This window comes from Sanguibacter massiliensis (assembly GCF_900240335.1).
GTDB classification, from domain to species: domain Bacteria; phylum Actinomycetota; class Actinomycetes; order Actinomycetales; family Cellulomonadaceae; genus Flavimobilis; species Flavimobilis massiliensis.
Window position 1 is genome coordinate 2,041,556 of record NZ_LT964979.1, and the last position, 17,454, is coordinate 2,059,009.

Genomic DNA, 17,454 nt, shown 5'->3' on the forward strand with positions numbered 1-17,454 from the left:
ATGTCAGTAGAAGATGTGGGCGCGGGCATCGTCAAGGCGAACCCGTGTGACGTGGACCGGCTGCTGCGTCCCGCGGCCTGTGGTCAGCCGAGCATCGGGCGGAGCGCCTCGACGATCTCGAGGTCGCCGTCGAGCCACGGGACGTCGCCGAGGGTCGTCGCGTCGAGCCAGCGCAGCTCGTCGTGCTCGGTGAGCGGGACGGGCTCGGGGCTCGTGAGGACCGCGAACCACAGGCGCATCGCGTGGCGGTCGGTGACGTGCCAGCCGTCGTCGTGCGGCCCCCGTAGCTCGTCGCCGACGAGCACGGTCACCGCGAGTTCCTCCTGGAGCTCACGCACGAGCGCAGCGTGCGAGCTCTCCCCCGGTTCGACCTTGCCGCCGGGGAACTCCCACCGACCTGCGAGCCGCTCGGGCCGGACCCTGCGCGCACCGAGCACCCGCGTGGGCGCGTCGAGGTCGTCGACGATGATCGCCGCGACGACATGTGTGCGCTCCATGACCGGCATTCTGCCAGTCCATGGTCAACCGTCCTCGCGGAGGCCCAGCCTGCGGGCATGGACGACGGCCTCGGCGCGCGTCGAGATGCCGAGCTTGCGGTAGACGCTGCGCACCTGGGTCTTCACCGTGTTGCGGCTGACGAAGAGCTCGCGCGCGACATCGTCGAGCGTGACGTCATCGCTGAGGTGCGCCAGGACGACGAGCTCGCGGCGCGTGAGCGGCGCGCGGTCCTCGGTGGTGCCGGTGGTCTGCATGGTTCTCCTCCTGCGTCGCGGCGGGTCGATCCGCCGTTCATCCGATGAGAGGGAGACGACATCCGGTCATGACGCGACTCTGGGCGACGAACTGCTTTCACCCGCGTCGCTGGTGTCGTGAGCCAGGCCATGTCCGCGTCTGCGCAGGTCAGGACGACGCAAAGCACGCCCAGACTCCGATGTGAGCTGCATCATACTCGGGCGCGCGGCGTGGGACACGTCCAGCAGAACCCCCATGTCACCCGTGACGCCGCTACCCTCCGTAGTGGCGCCGGACACACCGGTCGACCAGCGACCCGGCGGCCCCGGGCCCATCACAGGGGGATCATGACGACGACGTTGGACGGCGCCTCTCCGGGCGACCTCGCGATCGTGACGCGCGGACTACGCAAGACGTACCGCAGCGTCACCGGACGACGCTCCGTCGCCGTCCAGGGCCTCGACCTCGACGTCCCGCGCGGGGGCGTCCACGGGTTCCTCGGCCCCAACGGCTCGGGCAAGACGACGTCGATCCGCATGCTCCTCGGGCTCATCCATGCCGACGCGGGCACGATGAACGTCCTCGGCCACGAGATCCCCCGCCAGTTGCCGGCCGTCATCAAGCGCGTCGGCGCGATCGTCGAGCAGCCGAAGTTCTTCCCGACGATCTCCGCACGCCGCAACCTCGAGATCCTCGCGAAGGGCATCGGAGCGCCCGAGCGCGCCGTCGCCCAGGTGCTCGAGGACGTCGGCCTCACGGACCGCGGCAAGGACCTCTTCAAGACGTACTCGCTCGGCATGAAGCAGCGCCTCGCGATCGCCGCGACGCTCCTCAAGGACCCGGACCTGCTGATCTTCGACGAGCCGACGAACGGGCTCGACCCCGCGGGCATCCACGAGATCCGCGAGACCATGCGATCGCTTGGCGCGTCGGGCAAGACGGTGCTCGTCTCGAGTCACATCCTCAGCGAGGTCGAGCACGTCGCCGACACCGTGACGATCATCGGCCGTGGCCGCACGCTCGCGCAGGGCCGCGTCAAGGACCTCCTCGACGCGCAGGCGACGACGACGGTCCGCGTCGGCGTCGCCGACCCGGACGGTGCGGAGCGCGTCCTGCGCGAGGGCGGGATGACCGTCGTGCGTGACGGCGCCCTCCTCAACGTCACCGGGGTGGACGACCCGGCAGAGATCACGCGTCGGCTCGCGCACCACGAGCACTACGTGTCCGAGCTCGTCGCGCAGCGCGCGGGTCTCGAGGCGTTCTTCCTCGAGCTCACCGCGGGCGAGGGCCCTGGCACCACGGCTGGCGTGCCACTTCCGTCCCACGCGGCTGGCCACCACGCCGCGTCGCCGACACACGGAGCGCCGCAACCGCCCCAGGGCCCGCCCACGAACCCCTACGGCCGACCGACGAGCACCGAGGGAGGGGAGGCGTGATGCGACTCATCGCTGCAGAGCTTCTTCGTGCCCGGTCGCGCCGTGCGACGTGGATCATCCTCAGCGGGCTCGTCGGCCTGTGCTTGTTCTTCCTCGGCGGCAACTTCGTCTCGACGTCGATGCCGAGCGATCAAGAGCTCGCGGAGCAACGCGTGTACTTCGAGCGGGACCTCGCTGACTGGAAGCTCAACCACCAGCAGTACTACGACAGCTGCGTCAGCGACGCTGCGGCCAACGAGCAGTCCCCGGTGGACTGGGGCTGCGAGGGCTACCTCGAGGAACCGACGTTCGAGAACTACACCTGGTCTCCTGACGGCTTCGCCGAGCGCGTCACCCGCGAGACGACAGGGCTGCTCATCCTTGCCGCAGCGCTCATGTTCCTTCTCGGGGCTTCGCTCACCGCCGCCGAGCACGCGACCGGGTCTCTCGGCAACTGGCTGACGTTCGAGCCGCGTCGGTCCCGCGTGTTCTTCTCCAAGCTCGCCGCGCCCGCCGTCGTCGCGGTGTGCGCCGCGGCACTCGTCACGGCGCTCGGTGTCCTCGGCACTGCCGCGTGGACCGAGCTGCGGGGCATCCCCTCGCCCGAACCGCTCGACACGGGCAAGCTCGTCGGGGCGATCCTGCGCACGTCGGGGGTCGTCGTCGCCGCGGCTGTGCTCGGGGCCGCGCTCGGCTCGCTCCTGCGGCACACGGCTGCGGTCATCGGCGTCGTCGCGGGGTACTTCGTCGTCGTCGAAATGGTGTTCCGGGGCATGTTCTGGGAGTCGGCGCTGCACGGTTGGTTCGTCTCGACGCGGCTGCTCGCGATCACCGAGGGCAAGACCTCGTACTTCGTCAACGTCTGCGCGTGGAACCAGGACGAGCTGTACCGCGAGTGCACGCAGGTCGAGAAGTTCATCACGGCGGCTGACGCGACGCTCTACCTCGGCTCGATCGGGCTCGTGCTCGTCGTCGTGTCGTGGCTCGCGTTCCGGCGGCGCGACGTGCACTGACGCTCGGTCGACGCCGTCCGCTCCCGGGGCGTTGAAGGGGCGGGCGGGTCCTCCATCACGGGAGGGCCCGCCCGTCGTCGTTCCGTCATCGTCCGGACGACGCGAGGGTCTTCTGCCACGCGACAATGCGGTCGACGGCGGTCGTGATCGTCGCGGGTTCCTGGGCGAACGACAGCCGCACCCACCGGTGCCCGTCGACGGGGTCGAAGTCAGTCCCGGGAGTGAGGGCGACGCCTGCCTCGTCGAGGAGCCGCGCGCACCAGTCCCGCGAGTCGAGGCCTGACGCGGAGATGTCGGCGTAGAGGTAGAAGGCGCCGTCGGCCGGGGCCACGTCGTGCCAGCCGAGCTCGTCGAGCCGTGCGAGCAGCACCGCGCGCGAGCGTCCGTACTGCTCGGCGTCGCGAGCCGCGGCGGCGTAGCCGTCGGGCTCGAGCGCGGCGACGGCCGCGTGCTGCGCGAGCGCGGGCGGGCAGAGCGCGACGTTGCCCGCGAGCGCGTCGACGGGGGCGAGGAGGTCCTCGGGCAGGACGAGCCAGCCGAGCCGCCACCCGGTCATCGCCCAGTACTTCGAGAACGACGAGACAACGACGGCGCCCGTGCCAAGGTGGTGGGCCGCGGTCGCGCCGGGCCACCGGGACGGGTCGTGGACGATGCCGTGGTAGATCTCGTCGCTCACGAGGCGGACGTCGTGCGCGGCGCACCACGCGGCGAGCTCGGCGAGCCGGGTCGCGTCGATCATCGTGCCGGTGGGGTTAGCGGGGCTCGCGAGGACGAGCCCCGCGAGCGGGGCGTCGGCGTGCGCGGCGTCGAGCATCGCGGGGGTCGGGGCGTAGCCGACGTCGGCGCCGGCGGCGAGCTCGACGACCTCGCAGCCGAGCGACGCGAGGATGTTGCGGTAGGCGGGGTACCCGGGGCGGACGAGCGCGACGCGGTCGCCGACGTCGAACGCCGCGAGGAACGCGAGCATGAACCCGCCCGACGATCCCGTCGTCACCGCGATGCGGGTTGGGTCGACGTCGATCCCGTACCAGCGCTCGTAGTGCGCGGCGAGGGCCGCGCGCAGCGGCGGCGCGCCGAGCGCCTCGGTGTAGCCGAGGCTGCGCCCGTCGAGGAAGTCGCGGGCGCGCTCGCGCACGGCGTCCGACGCGCCCGTGACGGGCTCGCCCGCGCACAGGTTGATGACGTCCTGACCGGCGGCGCGGCGCGCGTTGGCGGCCGCGATGATCTCCATGACGGCGAACGGCGGGACGGCGGAGCGCTGCGAGACCTTCATACGGTCATCCTGCCGGACGAGCCGGGCCGACGGAGCGGTCCTCGAGCGTGGGTCGGGTCAGGCCCGGGCGCTGTGGAGGGCACGCAGGTGCGCGACGATCCCGTCGGCCGCCGCCTCGACCTCGTCGAGGCACGTCTCGAAGTCCTCGGGCCCGCCGTACCAGGGATCGGCGACGTCGAGGACGCGCTCGTCCCCGTCGACGACGGCTGGCGCCTCCGGGTCGAACGACCGGAACATCACGACCCGCTCGTCACCGGGGGGCAGCATGGACCGCAGAACCAGCGCGTGGTGCTGCGTCATCGCGAGGACGAGGTCACGGTCGCGCAGCTCGTCGGCACGGACGCGTCGGGCACGGTGGGGTCCGACGTGGTACCCGCGCGCCTCGAGCGCCGTCCGTGCCCGACGGTCGACGGGCCGGCCGTGCTCCTCGTCGGAGATGCCCGTCGAGTCGAGCGTCACGCGGTCCCCGAGGCCCGCGGCCTCGACCCGGTGCCGCAGCACGATCTCTGCCATGGGTGACCGGCAGATGTTGCCCGTGCACACCGTCATGACCCTGAGCATGAGTCCTCCTTCGTCGGTTCCATCCTGCCCCTCCTGGGGGCCGCGCGGGAAATAACGGTGCGCCGCGCGGCGGGGCGCGCGTAGCGTCGGGGACACCGACGAAAGGAGGTGATCCGCGAGATGAAGATCGAGTGGACTCTCGAGGTGGTCGCCGGCTGACGCCCGGCTCACCCGGTCGCCGGCACGGGGCGACCACCGGGGCCCGTGAGGGTGCGGTTGTCCGCCGCACGCGCTAGCACCTCACGGGCCCTTCTCGTGCCCGGGGTGAGGGTCGATCCCGGGTCACGTCACCCGAGGCCGAGGCGGGCGGCCGCGTCGACGACGGCCTCGAGCACCGTCGCGACGGCGGGGCCGGGCTCGTGCCTGGTCTGGCGGTGGCGCGCGACGATGCGTCGCGACCCGAGCCCGGGCATTGTCACGACCTCGACGCCGTCGGGCACGCCTGCGCGCAGGGCGAGCGCGGGGAGAAGAGCAACGCCCTCGCCGGCTGCGACGAGGGCGAGCGCGACGCCGAAGTCGTAGAAGGAGTGGCGCACGACGGGTTCGACACCGATCTCCGCGCCGAGGCGCCCAAGCGCGCGCGCCGCCGCCGTGCCTGGGTCCGGCCCGACCCAGCGGACACCATCGAGCTCGTGGAGCGAGGACGGCGTCGGCATCGACGTGGGGATCGCGAGCCACCACGGCTCGTCGAGCACGGGCAGGTCGCGGTGACCGCGTCCAGCGTTGGGCTTCGTGTGCTCGTCGCGCTCGTGGAGGACGACGTCGACCTCGCCGGCGCGCAGCGCGCGCACGCCGTCGGCGTACTCCATGTCCTTGATGACGACGTCGACGCCGGGGTGCTCGTCCTTGAGTGCGACGAGCGCGGGGACGAGCACCGAGACGGTGACGGTCTGGAACGACGCGACGGTCACCGTTCCGGCGACGTCGTCGCCGAGCGTCGCGAGCTCCTTGCGCGCCGAGACGAGCTCGGCCTCGATGCGCTCGGCGGCCTCGGCGAGCACGCGCCCGGCGGGCGTGAGGGTGACGCCGCGCGGCCCACGGTCGAGGACCGTCACCCCTTCCTCCATCTCAAGCCGCTGGATCTGCTGCGACACCGCCGACGGCGTGACGTGCAGCAGATCTGCTGCCGCCAGGACTCCTCCAGCCCTGTGGACCGCCAAGAGGAAGGAAAGCCTGCGTGCATCCGTTGCCATGTAGCAATGCTAAACCCTGGGTCCACAACAATTCAATTGTGCTAAAGCAAGATCCGCACCATCATTGAGGTATCAGCACGACCCCGAACCCCAGGAAGGTGAGAGAGATGTCCTCCGTCCAGCAGCCCGTCGCCAAGGTCGTCCGGTGGCTCAAGCGTCACGCGGTCCCCGCGATCCCGACGCCCCAGGGTGAGCTCCGGATGAAGATGGACCTCCACCGGGTGCCCGACCAGTCCCCGATGATCCTCCGCTGAGACCCCGGCGGCCCGTCAGCAGCCACTGACCGACCGTCCGCCGCGACGCATCCTCCCGCGTCGTCCCCAAGAGCCGCGATCCACGACGGATCGCGGCTCTTCGGCTGTCCGGGCCTTCCCAGCGCGGCCGCGCACGCCCTACGCTCGGACCGGCCCCGTACGAGGGCTTACGCGACCCCGGAGGAACCCATGACGACGCTTGACGCCCGTGCACGTTTTGACGCCTGGACCGATGCGCTCGTTGCGCGCCTCGCGCAGCGGCCCGAGGTGCTCGGGCTCGTCCTCCTCGGTTCGGGGGCCGAGCGTGCCCGCCTCGACGAATGGTCCGACCACGACTTCTACCTCGTCGTCGAGCCCGACGTCGCCGAGCGCTACCGCCAGGACCTCTCGTGGCTCCCCGAGGGACCCGACATCGTGCTCTCCCCGCGCGAGACCGGCCATGGGCTCAAGGTCGTCCTCGCCGACGGCCACGTCATGGAGTTCGCCGTCGCCTCGCTCGAGGACGTGGCGACCTTCGCCGCGCACCACTGGCGCGTCGTCCACGACACGGGGCCCGTCACCTCCGTCCTCGAGGCGTGCGCCGCGCGCACGGCGCACGAGATCGCCGCGCGACCCGCACCCGACCTGCCGCGCGCGGCGGGGCTCTTCTGCTCGCTCCTGCTCATCGGTGTCGGCCGCGCGCGCCGCGGCGAGCTCGTCGCCGCGAACGCGCACGTGCGGATGTACGCGCTCGGCGAGCTGCTCGACCTCGTGGGCGCGCTCGTGCCCGCCGACCCGGCGGCGCTGCGCGACGGCCTCGACCCGCGACGCCGGGTCGAGGACACCTTTCCCGGCGTCGGCGCGCGCATCGGCGCGGCACTCGACCAGCCGGTCGAAGACTGCGCCCGGGCGCTCCTCGGGATCGCCGAGGACGTCGTCGCGCCACGCTTGCCGCAGTGGCCCGCAGCGGGCGCCACGACCGTGCGCCGGACGCTCGGCTGGGCCTGAGCTCACTCGAGCCCGAGCAGCTCCTTGAGCGGCGCGACCATGAGGTCCTGCCCCTTGATGCGGCTCGTCTCGTGGGCGTCGAGCACGGTGCGCGACCCGTCGCGCTTCATCACCTGCGACGCGCCGCCCTCGGGCCCCAGCGGGATGACGACGATCTCGGGCTCGGGCCGGTAGAGGACCGTCGGCTCGCCGCCCGCGAGGACGGAGCGGAGGTTCTCCGCCACGACGCGGGCGTGCGCGATCGCGTGCTGGGCGCGCTTCGACTCCTTGACGTCGGCGACGTCGCCGATGGCCCACACGGTTCCGTGCCCGGCGACGCGGAGGTGGCCGTCGACGCGGATGGAGCCGTCGCCGCGGCGCACGGCGGCGAGCGTGCCGTCGAGGGCGTCGGACTCGGCGCGGTTGCCGTAGGCGCGGAACCAGATGTCGGCCTCGATCTTCTCCCCGGTCGTCGTCTCGACGACGAACGGCTGGTGGATGCCGACGTCGACGGGCGGCAGGTAGCCGAGCCGGGCGCCGAGGACGAAGCGCACACCGGCGTCCTCGAGCTGGGTGCGGAGGCTCTCGCGGAGGGGTTCCATGAGTTCAGGCGACGGGAGGATGCGTTCGGCCTGCTCGACGATCGTGATCTTCATGTCGGGGTAGGCGTGGTGGAGCTCGCCGGCGAGCTCGAGGCCGACGGGCCCGGCGCCGACGAGGAGGGCGTGACTGCTCGTCGCGAGGGCTTCGCGGAGGCGGCCGAGGCGTGCGCGAGCGACCCAGCCCTCGGACTCGATGAACTTCGCGGGGAAGGGGTAGGAGGTGCCGGTCGCGATGACGACGTGGTCGGCCTCGAGGACGTCAGTCGACGTGAGGTGGACGGAGCGCGGGGTGATGCGTCGGGCGCGGTCGTGGACGACGCGGCCGTTCGTCAGCAGGTGGTCGTAGGAGAGGAAGACGTTGGGTTCCCACGCGACGTCGACGGCTGCGCGCAGGGCGGCTGTCGCGTGGACGAACTCGCTCTTCGGCTCGACGAGCGTGACGTCGGCGACGTCGTCGAGCTCGCGGGCGACGACGATGCCGGCGTAGCCTCCGCCAACGACGACCACTCGGTTTCCGGACATCTCAGAGCACCTCCATGATGACGACGGCGGTGAGCAGGACCGACGCGACGATCTCGCCGATGCCCACCTGTCGCGGCGTCGCACCCCGGAGGGGGACGAGTGCCGCGCGTACTACCAGCATCGCGTAGAAGATCGTCAGGGGCACGGGACCAAAGGGGACCGGTGTCGTCGTGGCGAGCAGCCATGGCAGGGCGCAGAGCGCGACGTGGAACGCGACGGAGCCGACGTACCAGGCGCGGGAGCCCTTCTCGCGGATGAGGGTCTTGACGTAGGGCACGGTGCCGATGAAGTAGCCGGCAGTGAGGGCGGTCGCAACCCAGGTGGCGGCCCAGCCGCCGGGGGCGGCGACGTCGAGCCCGGCGTCGTGGGCGACGGGCAGGACGAGGCAGGCGGCGACGACGGTGACGACGTCGTTGAGGAGGCTGCGGTCCTCGCGGCGGTGGTGGAGGACGAGGCTCGTGGCGAGCAGCGGGAGGAAGAGGGGGACCCAGGCGAGGAGGTCGGGGCGGAGGGCGACGACGGCGAGGCCGGGCGGGATGCAGGCGAGGACGTAGGCGCGCACCGGGGGAAACCAGCGCTTCTTGCGGTGCGAACGGAGCCACTGGCCGGTCGCGTAGAAGGCGAGGTAGCCGAGGATCCACACGATGGCGAGGGGCAGGTGGACCCAGGCGGGTCCGGTCTGGACGATGCCGAGGCCGAGGGGGACGGCGAGCATCGCCCAGGCGCCATGCTGGTCGGGGACCCACCCGGGTCCGCGGCGTCTCTTGCGGGGGCGCGGGGGTGTGGGGCGTTTTGGTGCGGTGTGCGGTGCGTCGACGTCAGCCACGCACTCATGATGACACAATCGTATCTGACGTCAGATCCACTTCCTCGGGCTGTGACAAGGTCGACCTGTCAGCCGCGTCACTCGCCCCGCCGCAACGCATTCATCCCACCTATCCTGGTGGGTGCCCAACCAGCGACCTCCACCAGCCCCGGGAGCCCGCCGTGCAGCTCGACGTCCTCGCGTCGTCCCCCCTCCTCACCGTCTTCCTCGTCGTCGCCCTCGGCACGGCGTTCGGCGCGATTCCCTTCGGCCCCCTGCGCTTCGGCGCCTCGGGCGCGCTCTTCGTCGGCCTCGCGCTCGGCGCGACCGACCCGCGCCTCGGCGAAGGCCTCGGCCTCCTGTCGACCCTCGGCCTCGGGATCTTCGTCTACACCGTCGGCCTCGCCGCCGGCTCGACGTTCTTCCGCGACCTCCGCCGCCAGTGGCCCCTCATGGTCGTCGCGTCCCTCGCGCTCGTCGCCTCCGCCGCCGTCGCCGCTGGCGCCGGCAAGCTCTTCGGCTTCAACGGCGCGATCGCCGCCGGCATGTACACCGGCTCCCTCACGTCGACGCCCGCGCTCGCCGCCGCGGTCGACGCGGCCGGCAACAACGACCCCGCGGTCGGCTACTCGCTCGGCTACCCCGTCGGCGTCGTCGTCGCGATCCTCGTCGTCTCGACCATGGTCAACAAGGTCTGGGACTCACGACGCGACCCCGCGAGCGCGTCGGGCGCAGGCCTCTTCGCGACGACGGTCGAGGTCGAGCGGCCGAGCTGGCTCGCCGACATCCCCGGCTGGGACGAGCAGGAGGTCCGCATGTCGTACCTCGCGCGCGGCGGGCACACGCGCGTCGTCGCCGCTGACGACGAGCTCCGGCCCGGCGACCAGGTCGTCGTCGTCGGCCCTGCCGAGGCCGTCGCTCTTGTCGTCGCGCACCTCGGCCGCGAGGTCGAGCACCACCTCGCCGACGACCGCCGTTCGGTCGACTCCCGACGCGTCGTCGTCTCCAACCGGCACGTCGCCGGCCGCCCCGTTGGCTCGCTCGACATCCCCGGCCGCTACGGCGGCGTCATCACGCGCATCCGCCGCGGCGACGCGGACCTCCTTGCGAAGGACGACCTCGTTCTCGAGCTCGGCGACCGTGTCCTGCCCGTCGTGCCTCGCGACCGCCTCAAGGAGGTCCGCAAGCTTCTCGGCGACTCCGAGCGGCGCGTCTCCGAGGTCGACGCCCTCACCATGGGCTTCGGCATGGCGCTCGGCCTCCTCGCGGGCCTCGTGACGATTCCCCTGCCGGGCGGCATCGAGTTCTCCCTCGGCTCCGCGGCCGGGCCGCTCGTCGTCGGCATGATCCTCGGCGGGCTCGAGCGCTCGGGCCCCGTCGTGTGGGGGATGCCGCACGCCGCGAACCTCACGCTGCGCCAGCTCGGCCTCGTCCTCTTCCTCGCTGCCGTCGGGCTCTCGTCGGGCGAGGACTTCGCCGCCCGCGCCTTCAGCCTCGAGGGCGTGCTCATCGGCCTGTCGGCCGCGGCGGTCGTCATCGTCGGGGCGCTCGTGCTCTTTGGCGGCGCCAAGCACCTCGGGGTCTCCGCCCAGCGCACGACGGGCGCGTTCGCCGGGTTCCTCGGCCAGCCGGCGATCCTCGCGGACGCGAACGGCCGCGCGATGGACGACCGCATCGACGCGGGCTACGCGGCGACGTTCGCGCTCGGCATGGTCGTGAAGATCCTCCTCGTCCAGATCATCGTCGTGCTCTGAGCACGGCCGCGGGTCCCGCGTGCCGCGCGCGGCCGCACGTGTCAGCGGTCGAGCGCGGGGAGGACCACGTCGACGAGGTAGGTCCGTAGTGCCGGCACGTCGCGGGTCACGGTCCGCCACACACGGCCCGGGTCAAGATCGTCGTACTGGTGCGCGGCGAGGTTCCGCATTCCGATGATCTGACGCCAGGGCTGCGCAGGATGTTCGTCCCGGAGCTCGGCCGGGAGCCGGGCGACCCCCTCTCCGATGCGGATGAGCCCCATCTCGACCGCCCACTGGCTGCGGACGTCCGCACGCAGCTCGTCGAGCGTCGCCGGAAGGATGTCCGCGAGCGCGTCGCACACGGCGACCACACGGACGACCGCGTCCCTCGGCCGTCCGCTCACAGCGTCCGCGCCTCGCGCAGGACCCGCTCGCGCAGCTCCCCACGGAGCGTGTCCGCCCCGACGACGTCGACCTCGACGCCGAGGAGATGGGCGAGGTCGATCCTCAGGCCGGCCTCGTCGAGGAGGCTCGCCTCGTCCGTGAAGTCGACGAGCAGGTCGAGGTCGGACCCGGGCGTGTCCTCGCCGCGTGCCACGGAGCCGAAGACCCGCGGGTTCGCGGCGCGGTACGACGCGACGATCCGACGGATCTCGTCGCGGTGCGCGTCGACCCGCGCCGACGGTCGCGCACGGAGCGCCCGGTCGAGCCGCTCGAGCACCTCGGCGCTCGGCCGACGTCGGCCCGTCTCGTACGCGGAGACGTTCGGCTGGGGGACGTCCGCGGCGCGCGCGAGCTCGGCCTGGGTCATCCCCGCCGCGAGTCGTCGTGCTCTGAGGTCCATGCGTCCACGCTACGCCCGCTATAGCGCCGGCGCTATAGCGGGCTTGTCGGCCGCAGCACTGCTGGCTGCGGCTCCGACGCCAGCCAGGATCCCGCGTGCCCGCAACTTTGTGCCCTACCCGCAAGGCTGAACCTGCGGGTAGGGCACAAACTTTCGGGTCGACGACCGGCTGCGCCGTGACGGCGGAGCTCGGGCGCGTCAGTCGCGCCGGTGCGGGGACGCTGTCCACCGGTAGGCTTCGTCTCAGATCAGACGACCCACCCGGAGGCGACGTGCCCGACAGCCTGACGATCGCGGCGATCGTCCCGTGCCACGACGAGGAGGTCGCGATCGGCACGGTCGTCGACGACCTGCGCGCCGCCGTCCCCGGCATCGACGTCTACGTGTATGACAACTGCTCGACCGACCGCACCGCCGAGGTCGCGGCCGCGCACGGCGCGATCGTCCGCACCGAGCACGCGAAGGGCAAGGGCAACGTCGTGCGCCGCGCGTTCGCTGACATCGACGCGGACGTCTACCTCATGATCGACGGCGACGACACGTACGACGCGAGCGCGGCCCCCGAGATGATCCAGACGCTGCTCGAGGGCCCGTACGACCACGTGCTCGGGTGCCGCACCGACGACCCGCAAGCATCCGCGCACCGCCCGGGTCACGCGCGCGGCAACGCCGCGTTCAACATGGTCGTCGGCAGGCTCTTCGGCACGCCCGTCACCGACATGTTCTCGGGCTACCGCGTCTTCTCGCGCCGCTTCGTCAAGTCCTTCCCCGCGCTCTCTCGCGAGTTCGAGATCGAGACCGAGCTGACGATCCACTCGATGGCACTGCGCGTCCCGCAGCGCGAGGTTCCGGTCGGGTTCAAGGAGCGCCCCGAGGGTTCGGCGTCGAAGCTCCGGACGGTGCGCGACGGCTTGCGGATCTGCTGGGCGATCGCGCGCATGTTCGTCCACGAGCGGCCGTTCGCGGCGTACGGCGGTGTGGCTGCGCTCCTGCTCGTCGCGTCGCTCGTGCTCGGCCTCCCGGTCGTCTACGAGTTCACGCAGACCGGTCTCGTCGAGCGGTTCCCGACGGCGATCCTCGCGTCGAGCCTCGCGATCCTCGGCATGCTCGCCGGGAGTGTCGGGCTGCTCCTCACGGGTGTGCTGCGGCTCCGTCGGGAGTCGATGCGTCTCGCGTACCTGCGTCTTCCCGCAGTGAGCGCGCCGGCCGAGGAGCCCCTGCCCATCCGATGACGAGGGCCGCGACGCAGATCGCGGTCGCCGCGCCGAGGCTACGGTGCGTGAAGAACGCATGGATCTGGCTGTGGTTGCGAAGGAACTCGTACCAGATGACGACGAGCAGCGCGGGAGCAGCGAGGGCCGCGACGGCTGGCCACCCGCCGCGGGCGGCCACGCCTGCGACGACGGTCGTGCGGCGACGCCAGACGACGACGGCGAGGGCGAGGACGAGGACGACGGCTGCCCACAGGCCCACGGTCATCGCCCAGTAGCCGAGGTTCTTGCCCAGCGAGCCGAGCGGGACGGTGCTGAGCTCGACCGGCTTGCCCGTGAACGTCGTGTCGCCGTCGATGCGGAAGCGCGCGGTCGTCAGCACGTCGTCGACGACGCCCTGGATTCCGACGTAGGCGGTCGCGTACACCCAGCGAAGGGCCCACGAGACTCCGTAGCCAGCACCCCACGCGACGGCGCCGCCGGCAGCGGCGAGCAGCGCGGGACGCGCGGGCCGCGTCGTGCGGGGGCCGGCGGCCCACGTCGACCAGGCCCGGAGTGCGACGGCGAACACCGTGAGCGCCCACGACGTGCCGGGGACGGTGAGGAGGTCGACGAACACGAAGGCCGACGCGGCGACGGCGGCGGCGGGAAGCGTCCAGCGGCGCGGGACGAGCAGGACGAGGGCCGCACCTGCGAGGGCGACGGACTCGGAGACGGCCATCGTGTAGGCGAGCGGCGTCGTCGTGACGTTCGAGGTGAGGGCGTACGCGCCGACGAGCGCGACCGCGGCCGGCGTCCCGGCGCGGCGCCGGGTGCCGTGCGCGAGGAGCGCGAGGGCGCCCACGAGGAGGATCGCGCTGCCGGTCTGTGCGGCGCGGATGCCGCCGAGGGCGAGGAGAGGGCGCGAGACGATCGAAAAGCCGGACCAGTAGCGGATGTATCCGAAGGCGTCGCCGCGGTCGGGGTGGGCGAAGGGTCCGCCGTCGGCGAGCCGGCCGAAGTATCCGGGCAGCTCGGAGCAGTCGCCGGGCCCGCGCGGCACCATCGTCACCCTCGCGGGCAGGGGTATGCCCGACGTTGTCGGCAGGACGCCGCTCGTCGTGCTCAGGCACTGCGTGTAGCCGTCGAGCCGGCCTCCGAGCGGGTTGTCGGGGTAGGTGTCGGCGAGTCGTCCGGCGGCGAGGTCGGCCGTGACGTGGCGGATGATCGGTGCGTCGGGTACCGCGTACGTCGCGGCGAAGAGGCCGACGAGCACGAGGTGCGCGACGACGATCGCGAGGAGCGTGCGCACGCTGGTCCCCGCGAACTTTCGCCACGGGATCGTCCGGCGGGATCCGGCGCTGGTCACGGGGGCGGCTCCTCGCCGGTGGTCGTCGTGCGGGACGGCCGGGAATCGCCCAGGCCGCGACAGATCATACCGGCTCGGACACGCCGGGAGCAGCCGATAGCCGATCCGTGCGCGTGGCGCGCACGGATAGGCTATCGAGTCAGGTCAGGTCAGATCGCGAGCACCCCGAACCCGTAGCCGAGCGCCACCGCGATCGCGATGTTGATGAGCCCGGGCACGAGGAACGGGTGGTTGAAGATCGCCTTGCCGATCTGCGTCGACCCGGTGTCGTCCATCTCGACGGCCGCGAGCAGCGTCGGGTACGTCGGGAGGATGAAGAGCGCGGACACGGCCGGGAAGGCCGCGACCATGCCGAGCGGCGAGACCCCGGCGGCGACGGCGAGCGGCATGAGCGCCTTCGACGTCGCGGCCTGCGAGTACAGGAGCGCGGCCGCGAAGACGAGGATGACCGCGAGCAGCCACGTGTTGTCGCGCAGGAGGTCGCCCGACGCGGTGAGGATCGCCTCCTCGTGCGCCTTGACGAACGTCGTGCCGAGCCACGCGACACCGAGCACGCAGATCGCGGCCGACATGCCGGACTTGAACGTCGACGCCCCGAGGATCTCCGAGGTCTGCACCTTGCCCACCATGACGATGATCGCTGCGACGCCGAGCATGATCGAGATAATCGCGGCATCGCGGCCCATGACGGGCTCCTCGACGAGGCCGACCTTGTCGCTGATGATCGTCGCGTACGTCATGACGGTGAGCAGGCCAAGGCAGAAGATGAGCACCGAGAGGCGCGCGCCCTTCGTGATCTCGCGCTCCGTGCGGCCCGTCGGCGGCGCGACCGTGCCGGCCTCGAGGCGACGCTGGTACTCAGGCAGCGTCGAGAGCTTCGACGTGCCGCGCACCCGGTCGATGCCCATCATGATCGCGGCGGTTGCCATGCACGCGAAGAACGTCGACGGGATCGCGACCATGAGGAGCGTGATGTAGTCGACGCCCGTGCCGGCCTCCTCGAGCATGCCCGAGAAGAACACGACGGCCGCCGAGATGGGCGACGCCGTGATGGCGATCTGCGACGCGACGACGGCGATCGACAGGGGCCGCGAGGGCCGGATGTCGTTCTCCTTGGCGACCTCGGTGATGACGGGCATCGTCGAGAATGCCGTGTGACCGGTGCCCGCCATGATCGTCATGAGGTACGTGATGAGGGGCGCGAGGAAGTTGAGGTACTTGGGGTTCTTCCGCAACGCCCGGTCGGCGAGGTCGACGAGGTAGTCCATGCCGCCCGCGACCTGCATCGCCGCGATGGCCGCGATGACGGACATGATGATCGAGACGACCTCGAGCGGCATATCGCCGGGTGTGACGCCGAGCAGCGCGAGGACGAGCACACCGAGGCCACCGGCGAAGCCGATGCCGATGCCGCCGAGGCGCGCGCCGAGGAAGATCGCCGCGAGGACGACGAGGAACTGCAGTGCCATCATCATCGTGCGTCCACCTGCCTCGTCACGTCGTCGGGGGTGTAGAGGTGACCGCTGTACTGCGGTCGCATGAGGTTCTCGGGCGAGAGGATCTCGTCGAGTGTCTCCTCGTCGAGGAGGCCCATCTCGAGGACGACCTCCCGCACCGAGCGTCCGGACCGCGCGCACTCCTTGCCGACGAGGTCACCGTTGTGGTGGCCGATGACGGGGTTGAGGTACGTGACGATGCCGATCGACCCCATGACGTACGCGAGGCAGACCTCCTTGTTCGCGGTGATGCCGTCGACGCACTTCTCGCGCAGCGAGCGGGCGGCGTTGCGCAGGAGCGACACGGACTCGAAGAGGCACTGGGCGATGACGGGCTCCATGACGTTGAGCTGGAGCTGTCCGGCCTCGGCCGCCATGGTGAGCGTGACGTCGTTGCCGACGACCTTGAAGCACACCTGGTTGACGACCTCGGGCAGGACGGGGTTGACCTTCGCGGGCATGATCGACGAGCCGGCCTGGAGCTCGGGCAGGTTGATCTCGCCGAGGCCTGCGCGCGGGCCGGAGGACAGCAGGCGCAGGTCGTTGCAGATCATGCCGAGCTTGGCGGCGACACGCTTGAGGCCCGCGTGCACGGCGACGTACGCGCCGGTGTCGCTCGTCGCCTCGATGAGGTTCTCGGCGGAGACGACGGGCAGGCCGGTGACCTCGGCGAGCCGGGCGACGGCACGCTCGGGGTAGCCGAGGGGCGTGTTGATGCCGGTACCGATCGCGGTGGCCCCGAGGTTGACCTCGAGGAGCAGCTCGATCTGGCGTGCGAGGTAGCGGATCTCCTCGCGCATGAGGAGTCCGAACGCGCCGAACTCCTGGCCGAGGGTCATGGGGACGGCGTCCTGCAGCTGGGTGCGCCCCATCTTGAGGACGTCCGCGAACTCGGTGCCCTTCGCGTCGAACGCCTCGGCGAGGCGTCCGAGCTCGGCCATAAGGTCTGCGACGACGGCGTGGACGGCGAGCCGGAAGCCCGTCGGGTACGCGTCGTTCGTCGACTGGCACTGGTTGACGTGGTCGTTGGGGTTGATGACGTCGTACGTGCCCTTGGGGAGCCCTCGGAGCTCGAGGGCGAGGTTCGCAACGACCTCGTTGGTGTTCATGTTGACGCTCGTTCCCGCGCCTCCCTGGAAGACGTCGATGGGGAACTGGTCCATGCACCTGCCCTCGTCGAGGATCGCGTCGCACGCGGCGACGATCGAGTCCGCGACGTCGGCGGGCAGGGTGTACATGTCCTTGTTGGCGAGGGCCGAGGCCTTCTTCACCTGGACCATGGCGCGCACGAACTCGGGGACGTCCCCGATGCGCGTGGTGCTGATCGTGAAGTTCTCGACGGCCCGCTGGGTGTGGACGCCGTAGTAGGCGTCGGCGGGCACGTCCTTGGGTCCGAGGAGGTCGACCTCGGTGCGGTACTGCTCAGACATCTTCTTTCTCCATTTCGTCCGTACACAAGCGTCGGTGCTCGGCACGGGGCGAG

The 17,454-nt window shown here is 71.4% G+C and carries 18 protein-coding genes; 6 read left to right on the forward strand and 12 right to left on the reverse strand.

Annotation, left to right across the window (positions count from 1 at the left end; translation table 11 throughout):
* Positions 1-83 precede the first annotated feature (83 nt).
* Positions 84-497, reverse strand: coding sequence for a (deoxy)nucleoside triphosphate pyrophosphohydrolase (locus C1729_RS09525; protein ID WP_102510622.1), 414 nt, complete (start codon positions 495-497; stop codon positions 84-86).
* 24 nt (positions 498-521) lie between these two features.
* A complete protein-coding gene (locus C1729_RS09530; protein ID WP_102509732.1) occupies positions 522-752 on the reverse strand; it encodes a helix-turn-helix domain-containing protein in 231 nt (76 codons plus the stop codon).
* Between the two features lie 327 nt (positions 753-1,079).
* Here C1729_RS09530 and C1729_RS09535 point away from each other — a divergent pair, with 327 nt between their 5' ends.
* A complete protein-coding gene (locus tag C1729_RS09535) occupies positions 1,080-2,168 on the forward strand; it encodes an ABC transporter ATP-binding protein (RefSeq protein WP_102509733.1) in 1,089 nt (362 codons plus the stop codon).
* Positions 2,168-3,160, forward strand: coding sequence for an ABC transporter permease subunit (locus tag C1729_RS09540; protein ID WP_102509734.1), 993 nt, complete (start codon positions 2,168-2,170; stop codon positions 3,158-3,160). The genes C1729_RS09535 and C1729_RS09540 overlap by 1 nt, the downstream gene beginning before the upstream one ends.
* A gap of 85 nt (positions 3,161-3,245) precedes the next feature.
* Here C1729_RS09540 and C1729_RS09545 read toward each other — a convergent pair whose 3' ends face one another.
* The 3 genes from C1729_RS09545 to C1729_RS09555 all read right to left on the reverse strand — a co-directional run bounded on the left by C1729_RS09545 (position 3,246) and on the right by C1729_RS09555 (position 6,187).
* A complete protein-coding gene (locus C1729_RS09545; RefSeq protein WP_102509735.1) occupies positions 3,246-4,433 on the reverse strand; it encodes a pyridoxal phosphate-dependent aminotransferase in 1,188 nt (395 codons plus the stop codon).
* 57 nt (positions 4,434-4,490) lie between these two features.
* Positions 4,491-4,994, reverse strand: a complete 504-nt coding sequence (locus C1729_RS09550; RefSeq protein ID WP_242493778.1) for a low molecular weight protein-tyrosine-phosphatase — start codon at positions 4,992-4,994, stop codon at positions 4,491-4,493.
* 287 nt (positions 4,995-5,281) lie between these two features.
* Positions 5,282-6,187 (reverse strand): LysR family transcriptional regulator, encoded by a 906-nt coding sequence (locus C1729_RS09555; protein WP_102509736.1) that lies wholly within the window; start codon positions 6,185-6,187, stop codon positions 5,282-5,284.
* A gap of 107 nt (positions 6,188-6,294) precedes the next feature.
* Between C1729_RS09555 and C1729_RS14625 the strand changes: the two genes are divergently transcribed.
* Entirely contained in the window at positions 6,295-6,441 is a 147-nt protein-coding gene (locus C1729_RS14625) for a hypothetical protein (RefSeq protein ID WP_165375473.1), read from the forward strand.
* 189 nt (positions 6,442-6,630) lie between these two features.
* Complete coding sequence (locus C1729_RS09560; protein WP_102509737.1) at positions 6,631-7,428, forward strand: hypothetical protein; 798 nt, start codon at positions 6,631-6,633, stop codon at positions 7,426-7,428.
* Between the two features lie 2 nt (positions 7,429-7,430).
* Here the strand turns inward: C1729_RS09560 and C1729_RS09565 are convergent, their stop codons facing one another.
* Together C1729_RS09565 and C1729_RS09570 are read right to left on the reverse strand one after the other, a co-directional pair.
* Complete coding sequence (locus tag C1729_RS09565) at positions 7,431-8,531, reverse strand: FAD-dependent oxidoreductase (RefSeq protein WP_102509738.1); 1,101 nt, start codon at positions 8,529-8,531, stop codon at positions 7,431-7,433.
* Between the two features lies 1 nt (position 8,532).
* The gene (locus tag C1729_RS09570; RefSeq protein ID WP_277985811.1) at positions 8,533-9,357 is read right to left on the reverse strand and encodes a YwiC-like family protein; all 825 of its coding nucleotides are present in this window, start codon (positions 9,355-9,357) and stop codon (positions 8,533-8,535) included.
* A 161-nt stretch (positions 9,358-9,518) separates the two neighbouring features.
* On the opposite strand from C1729_RS09570, the gene C1729_RS09575 reads away from it, so the two are divergent.
* On the forward strand, positions 9,519-11,090 hold the full coding sequence (locus tag C1729_RS09575) for an aspartate:alanine exchanger family transporter (RefSeq protein ID WP_102509740.1): 1,572 nt from the start codon (positions 9,519-9,521) through the stop codon (positions 11,088-11,090).
* A gap of 41 nt (positions 11,091-11,131) precedes the next feature.
* Here C1729_RS09575 and C1729_RS09580 read toward each other — a convergent pair whose 3' ends face one another.
* The gene (locus tag C1729_RS09580) at positions 11,132-11,476 is read right to left on the reverse strand and encodes a HepT-like ribonuclease domain-containing protein (RefSeq protein WP_102509741.1); all 345 of its coding nucleotides are present in this window, start codon (positions 11,474-11,476) and stop codon (positions 11,132-11,134) included.
* Complete coding sequence (locus C1729_RS09585) at positions 11,473-11,916, reverse strand: helix-turn-helix domain-containing protein (protein ID WP_102509742.1); 444 nt, start codon at positions 11,914-11,916, stop codon at positions 11,473-11,475. Before C1729_RS09585 ends, C1729_RS09580 begins: the two co-directional genes overlap by 4 nt.
* A gap of 272 nt (positions 11,917-12,188) precedes the next feature.
* Between C1729_RS09585 and C1729_RS09590 the strand changes: the two genes are divergently transcribed.
* Positions 12,189-13,148, forward strand: coding sequence for a glycosyltransferase (locus tag C1729_RS09590; protein WP_102509743.1), 960 nt, complete (start codon positions 12,189-12,191; stop codon positions 13,146-13,148).
* Here the strand turns inward: C1729_RS09590 and C1729_RS09595 are convergent.
* The 3 genes from C1729_RS09595 to aspA form a co-directional block, all read right to left on the reverse strand.
* Positions 13,048-14,475, reverse strand: a complete 1,428-nt coding sequence (locus C1729_RS09595) for a hypothetical protein (protein WP_129590720.1) — start codon at positions 14,473-14,475, stop codon at positions 13,048-13,050. The genes C1729_RS09590 and C1729_RS09595 overlap by 101 nt on opposite strands.
* Before the next feature lie 149 nt (positions 14,476-14,624).
* Entirely contained in the window at positions 14,625-15,950 is a 1,326-nt protein-coding gene (locus C1729_RS09600; RefSeq protein ID WP_277985812.1) for an anaerobic C4-dicarboxylate transporter, read from the reverse strand.
* Entirely contained in the window at positions 15,947-17,401 is a 1,455-nt protein-coding gene (aspA, locus tag C1729_RS09605) for an aspartate ammonia-lyase (protein WP_102509746.1), read from the reverse strand. Before aspA ends, C1729_RS09600 begins: the two co-directional genes overlap by 4 nt.
* Positions 17,402-17,454 lie beyond the last annotated feature (53 nt).